This is a genomic window from Actinophytocola sp. (genome assembly GCF_035712165.1).
Classification (GTDB): Bacteria; Actinomycetota; Actinomycetes; order Mycobacteriales; family Pseudonocardiaceae; genus DASYTH01.
This window is the reverse complement of record NZ_DASTBH010000360.1, coordinates 1-5977: the sequence shown is the minus strand read 5'-3', so window position 1 is coordinate 5977 and position 5977 is coordinate 1. Positions and strand designations below refer to the sequence as shown.

Here is a 5977-nt window from a genome sequence, read left to right as displayed (position 1 = left end):
GGCCAACGGCACCCGGCTGCAGCTCTGGTCGTGCACCGGCGCCGCCAACCAGAAGTGGACCGCACCTAGCGGCGGCACCCAACCTCCGCCGCCGGCCGGGGCGATGGCCGTCGCGCCGTACTACTACAACGGTTGGGGCAGCCCGCCCAACCCGACCACGGTCATGTCCGCCACCGGAGTCCGCTGGTTCACCATGGCCTTCATCCTCAGCAACGGCGCCTGCAACCCGCAGTGGGACGGTTTCCGGCCGCTGACCGGCGGCGTGGACCAGAACACCGTCAACACCGTGCGGGCGGCCGGCGGCAACGTGATCCCGTCCTTCGGCGGCGCCAGCGGCAACAAACTCGAGGCGTCCTGCACCACCGCGGCCGCCCTCGCGGGCGCCTACCAGCAGGTGATCAACGCCTACGGCCTGCGCGCGATCGACATCGACATCGAGGGCGCCGCCTACGACAACCCCACCATCCAGCAACGCACCATCGACGCGCTGCGCACGGTCAAGGCGAACAACCCGGGCCTGACCGTCTACGTGACCTTCCCCAGCAACCAGAGCGGCCCCGACCCCAGCATGATCAACCGGGCCGCCGCCGCCGGCCTGACCGTCGACGGTTGGACCATCATGCCGTTCGACTTCGGCGGCGCCGGCCAGGACATGGCGCAACTGACCATCCGCGCCACCGATGGCCTGAAGAACGCCGTCCGCGCCGCCTACGGTTACACCGACGACCAGGCGTACCGGCACAGCGGCATCTCCTCCATGAACGGCATCACCGACGTGTCCGAGACGGTGACCCAGAACAACTTCCGCACCATCCTCGGCTACGCCCAGCAACACCACCTGGCCCGCCTGACCTTCTGGTCGGTCAACCGCGACCGCCCCTGCGCCAACGGCCCCGCCGACAGCTGCAGCGGCGTCCCCCAACAGAACTGGGAGTTCACCCGCATCCTCGCCGCGTACACCGGCTGACCGTCACAGGGGGAGTCTCCTGTGGCCGGTGGTCGGCCGGGGAAGCCTTGACCTCGGCCGACCCGCTCGGGGGCATTCTGCCCACCGCCGTTTGCCGTCGTCTCCGGGGGGTATGTCCGGTTCGTGGTCGATGAGTCGCTTGCGCTGGCGGAGGCGTTCCCGGAGTTGGGGGAGGGCGTCACGGTCGACTACAGCGACGAGGAGCCGGTGCTGCGCCGGGCGGACGGCGCGGAGGTGGACACCTGGCGGGACAACTATCCCTACGAACGGCGGATGGGCCGCGCGGAGTACGAACGCACGAAGCGCCTGTTGCAGATCGAGTTGCTGAAGTTGCTGTACTGGGTGGAGGCGACGGGGCAGCGGATGGTGATCGTGTTCGAAGGCCGCGACGCCGCCGGCAAGGGCGGCACGATCAAGCGGTTCACCGAGCACCTCGACCCGCGCGTGGCCCGGGTGGTGGCGTTGGGCAAGCCCAGCGACCGCGAGCAGGGCGAATGGTATTTCCAGCGGTACGTCAACCGCCTGCCGACGGCGGGGGAGATCGTGCTGTTCGACCGGTCCTGGTACAACCGCGCCGGTGTGGAGCGGGTGATGGGCTACTGCACCGACGAGCAGTACGAGCGGTTCATCCGGCAGGCGCCCGCGTTCGAGCGGATGCTCGTCGACGACGGGGTGTTGTTGGTGAAGCTGTGGTTCTCGGTGTCGCAGGCCGAGCAGCGGACCCGGTTCATGATCCGGCAGGTCGACCCGGTGCGGCGGTGGAAGCTGAGCCTCACCGACATCCAGTCGCTGGACCGCTGGGATGCCTACACCCAGGCGAAGGTGACCATGTTCCGGGCCACCGACACCGACATCGCCCCGTGGACGGTGGTCAAGAGCAACGACAAGCGGCGCGCCCGGCTCGAGGCGATGCGCAGTGTGCTGGCCAGGTTCGCCTACGACGACAAGGATTCCGAGGCCATCGGCGTTCCCGATCCGCGTATCGTCGGCGCCGCGGCGACCCTGCTGGAGGCCGGCGAGGACGACACCGACCTGAGCCCCACCCCGCTGGCGCACCGCCCGGGCCAGGCCCCCGGCCCGGGCCACCACCCCGCGTAGTTCACTGGTCGTACACCACGTGGTGCACCACGAATGTCTCGCGGTCCACAAGGAACTCGTCGTCCTCGGGATAGAACCTGGCGACCGAGATGTCCTCGCCCGCGAACTCACGGATCACGTCCAGCGAGTCCCACCAGCTGAGGGTGATCACCTCGCTGCGGCCGTCGCCCAGCTCGCGCGCGACGAACTGGCAACCGCGGTTGCCCCGCACCGCGCGGTACGCGCGCAGTCCGGTCCGCTCCACGTACCGCGCGTACTCCGCTACCCGCGCCGTCTCCACCCATCCGCGCCAAGTCCTGAGAATCACGCTCATGACGATCTCATGTGCGGGCGTCTGTCGCGTGTAGCCGGACCGCGTCCGGGGCATCCCGTGATCATGTTCGAGGGCTTTCAGGCGGAGACGGTGGACGGTGCCGGGCTGCCGGTGTTCGTTCGGCACGCGGGCGCCGGGCCGGCGGTGTTGTTGTTGCACGGGCATCCGCGAACCTCGGCGACCTGGCATCGGGTGGCTCCCCGGCTGGTGGCCGAGGGGTTCACCGTGGTGTGCGCGGACCTGCCCGGTTACGGCCGGTCCGGCAAGCCGGTGCCCGCCGATGACCACGAACCGCATTCCAAGCGTGCCGGCGCCCGCCGGCTGCTGGCCGCGATGCGCGCGCTCGGCCACGACCGGTTCGCCGTCGTCGGGCACGACCGGGGCAGCTACTTCGCCCTGCGGCTGGCGCTCGACCATCCCGAGCACGTGGTCCGGGCCGTGCTGGTGGACTGCCTGCCGATCAGCGAGCACCTCGAACGCATCACACCGCGGTTCGCCACGCAGTGGTGGCACTGGTTCTTCTTCGCCCAACCGGGAACGCCGGAGCGGGTGATCAACGCCGATCCCGACGCGTGGTACCGCGGCGACCCGGAGATCATGGGAGCGGAGAACCACGCCGAGTGGCGGGCGGCGATGCGCGATCCCGAGGTGGTGCGCGGCATGCTCGAGGACTACCGCGCCGGGCTGACCGTCGACTACCGCGACGAGCGCGCCGACCGCGCCGCCGGCCGACGGCTCGACCAGCCGGTGCTCGTCCTGTGGTCCCTGCGCGACGACCTCGAACAGCTTTACGGCGACCCGTTGCGCATCTGGCGGGACTGGGCCACCGACGTGACCGGCCACGGCATCGACTCCGGCCACCACGTCGCCGAACTCGCCCCCGGCGACCTCACCGCCGCCATCGCGGACTTCCTCGCCCGAACACCGTTGCCGGATGCCTGAGCCTGGGCGGTGTCCGTATCGTGTCCGCGCATGGCCACGTTGCTGCGCGGTTCGGTCCTCGTCCGCACCTGGTTCGGTGATGACGCCGGCTGGGCGACCCTCCTTCGTGAGGTTGGGACGCCCAGCGAGGAAGGGTTTCTGGCCGATGTCCATCCGGTCAGCGATCCGGCCTTCGAAGGCCTCAGCACCGATGACCTGACGGCGAGACACGCCGGCGGGGCGATCACCTCGTTCCTGGCTGACGAGAAGACTTTCGGCCACCCCGAGCACCCGATCCTGGCCGTCTGGGTCTACCAGGTCGGCGCCGACGACCCACGCGATCTCCGCCCGTTCCGGGTAGTCCCCGCCGCGCTGTGGGGCGTGGAGAACAACATCAACCTGGGAAACATGGACTGGCACGAGTTCAGAAACGCCACAGCGGAGGACGGCGTCTTTCGCGGCTTCTGACGGCGGCTCAGCCCGGGAGGCGTCCCCACGCCGAGATCAGCGGCGCGAGGGTGAGGTCGAGCTCGCCGGCATCGACGGCGGCCAGGTGCGCGTCGATCTCGGCGTCGGTGGCCAGACCGGCGGCGAGCAACTCGGCGCGGACCATGCGCACCGTCGCGGCCTCCAGCCGGTCGCAGGCCGGTCCGCCGACCGGGAAGCAGCCGGCCGCCGTGACCTCGACCAGGCCCGCCGCACGCAACACCCGCGGCAGGGTCCGGCCGTAGCGCAGATCGGCGCCGCGGCGGGTCAGCAACTCCCGCACGGCGCGCCGCAGCCGGTTGGCGTCGCGCTGCGCGGGGCCTACCTCATCGAGGCAGGCCAGCGGCTGCAGTTCGGTGTCGGCATCCTCGACCAGGAGCCAACCGCCGGGCCGCAGCGCCGCCACCATGGTCGCCACCGCGGCGGCCCGGTCGGGCACGTGCACGAGCACGAGCCGCGCATGGACCAGGTCGAACGTGCCGGGCTGCGGCGGCGGGTCGGCGACGATGTCGTGCCGGAGCACCTCGTAGCCGCCGTGCGGGTCCAACCAGGCCGGATTGATGTCGGTGGCCAGCACGTAACCGGTTGGACCCACGGCCGTGGCCAGTGCCTCGGCAACGCTGGGGCCGCCGGCGCCCACCTCCCAGCAGCGCCAGCCGGCGCCGACCCCGAGCCGGTCGAAGTGTCCACATGTGACACCGTCGAACAGCTCGGCCAGCCAGGTGAACCGCTCGCCCGCCTCAGTCCGGGCGTTGTCGAGCAGGTAGCGCTGATCGTCCGCCGGCTGCGATGAACTCATGCCCACATCCTCACCACCTACCGCGCGCCCTGCCAGGTCGGCTCGGTGAACCCCCGATCCGGGTTTCGGGGCCGGGCGGTTGGCAGATTGGTCGAAATTCGGGCCATCCGAAGTTGGCACGGCATCGAATGACCGGGTAGACGCCAGCCAACGATCAGGAGACGTGCAAGTGCCGAGGCCCAACGTCATACGTGAACGTGCTCGTCAGATGCCCGCCCAGGAAGACGCCGAGGCCCTGCTGCACCGGGTCGCTCGTGGTGACGAGGTCGCCTTCGCGCGGCTCTACGACATTCTGATCGGGCCGGTGTTCGGCCTGGTTCGGCGGGTGTTGCGGGACGAGGCCCGGTCCGAGGAACTGGCCACAGAGGTCATGGTGGCGTTATGGCAAACCGCGTCACGGTATTCCCCGGAGCGGGGCAGCGTGTTGACGTGGGCGTTGACGCTGGCGCACCGGCGAGCCGTCGATCGGGTGCGGCGCGAGGAGCCGCCCGGCCGGTTCGACGAGGTCGGCACGCTGAGGGAGGACGAGCAGGTGGGCCGGTGCCTGGGCACGCTCACCGACGCGCAACGGAAGTCGGTCGTACTGACCTACTACGGCGGCCGTAACTATCGTGAGGTAGCTGAACTGCTCGGCGCTCCGCTGGGTGGCGTGAAAGCCGGGCTTCGGGACGGGTTGATCCGGCTGCGGGACTGCCCGGCGGTGACTCGATGAGCCCCGACGTGCACGTCCTGACCGGCGCCTATGTGTTGAACGCCGTCAGCGAGCTGGAACGGGTCGAGTTCGAGCGGCACCTCGCCGCGTGCGAGGCGTGCGGCGCAGAGGTCGGTGAGCTGCGGGAGGCCGCGGCGAGGCTGGGCCGGGCCGCGACCCTCCCCGCACCGCCCCACCTCAAGGCCCGAGTGCTGGCCGAGATCGGCCGGGTCCGACAGCTTCCGCCGACGCTGACGCCGTTGCGTACCCGGCGGACGCCGTCGCGGTGGGCGTTACGGCTCAGTTCCGCGGCCGCCGCGGTGTTGTTGGTCGTCTCGGCGGCGCTGGGCGTGCTGCTGGTGCGGGAGCAGCAGTCCGGCGAGGAGAGCCAGAAGATCGTGGCGATCCTGCAGGCCGACGACGCGCGGGTGGTCACCGCCGAGGTGGACAACGGCGGCTCGGCGACGGTGGTGATGTCTCGCTCGCAGAACCGGGCGGTGGTGTTGACCGCCGGTATGGGCCGGCTGCAACCCGGCCAGGTGTACCAGGCGTGGATGGTCGTCGAAAACGAGAACAACCGCGAAGAGATCATCAGAACCAAGTCGGCCGGACTGGTGGCGGGCAGCAGACTGGACATCGACGTGCTCGGAGCCGCGAACGCGTTCAGCATCACCGTGGAGCCGCAGGGCGGCTCCACGAAAC

Annotated in this window: 8 protein-coding genes; 6 read left to right on the top strand and 2 right to left on the bottom strand. The window is 70.2% G+C overall.

Annotated features, from left to right (window positions below):
- The first annotated feature begins 16 nt into the window (after window positions 1-16).
- Together VFO68_RS19990 and ppk2 are read left to right on the top strand one after the other, a co-directional pair.
- Window positions 17-967, top strand: coding sequence for a chitinase (locus tag VFO68_RS19990; protein ID WP_414635534.1), 951 nt, complete (start codon window positions 17-19; stop codon window positions 965-967).
- 123 nt (window positions 968-1090) lie between these two features.
- Window positions 1091-2065: a polyphosphate kinase 2 gene (gene ppk2 / locus VFO68_RS19985; RefSeq protein WP_325159852.1), complete on the top strand. Its 975-nt coding sequence runs from the start codon at window positions 1091-1093 to the stop codon at window positions 2063-2065.
- A 1-nt stretch (window position 2066) separates the two neighbouring features.
- Here the strand turns inward: ppk2 and VFO68_RS19980 are convergent, their stop codons facing one another.
- A complete protein-coding gene (locus VFO68_RS19980; protein ID WP_325159851.1) occupies window positions 2067-2372 on the bottom strand; it encodes a hypothetical protein in 306 nt (101 codons plus the stop codon).
- A gap of 69 nt (window positions 2373-2441) precedes the next feature.
- Here VFO68_RS19980 and VFO68_RS19975 point away from each other — a divergent pair, with 69 nt between their 5' ends.
- Complete coding sequence (locus VFO68_RS19975) at window positions 2442-3320, top strand: alpha/beta hydrolase (RefSeq protein ID WP_325159850.1); 879 nt, start codon at window positions 2442-2444, stop codon at window positions 3318-3320.
- Between the two features lie 30 nt (window positions 3321-3350).
- Window positions 3351-3767: a DUF6924 domain-containing protein gene (locus tag VFO68_RS19970; protein WP_325159849.1), complete on the top strand. Its 417-nt coding sequence runs from the start codon at window positions 3351-3353 to the stop codon at window positions 3765-3767.
- A gap of 7 nt (window positions 3768-3774) precedes the next feature.
- On the opposite strand, the gene VFO68_RS19965 is transcribed toward VFO68_RS19970, so the two are convergent.
- Window positions 3775-4584 carry a methyltransferase gene (locus tag VFO68_RS19965; RefSeq protein ID WP_325159848.1) on the bottom strand — a complete coding sequence of 270 codons (810 nt, stop codon included), beginning with the start codon at window positions 4582-4584 and terminating at the stop codon, window positions 3775-3777.
- A gap of 208 nt (window positions 4585-4792) precedes the next feature.
- Here VFO68_RS19965 and VFO68_RS19960 point away from each other — a divergent pair, with 208 nt between their 5' ends.
- Window positions 4793-5296, top strand: a complete 504-nt coding sequence (locus tag VFO68_RS19960; protein ID WP_325159847.1) for a sigma-70 family RNA polymerase sigma factor — start codon at window positions 4793-4795, stop codon at window positions 5294-5296.
- A partial coding sequence (locus tag VFO68_RS19955) for an anti-sigma factor (RefSeq protein ID WP_325159846.1) occupies window positions 5293-5977 on the top strand: 685 nt, incomplete at its 3' end. The genes VFO68_RS19960 and VFO68_RS19955, both read left to right, overlap by 4 nt.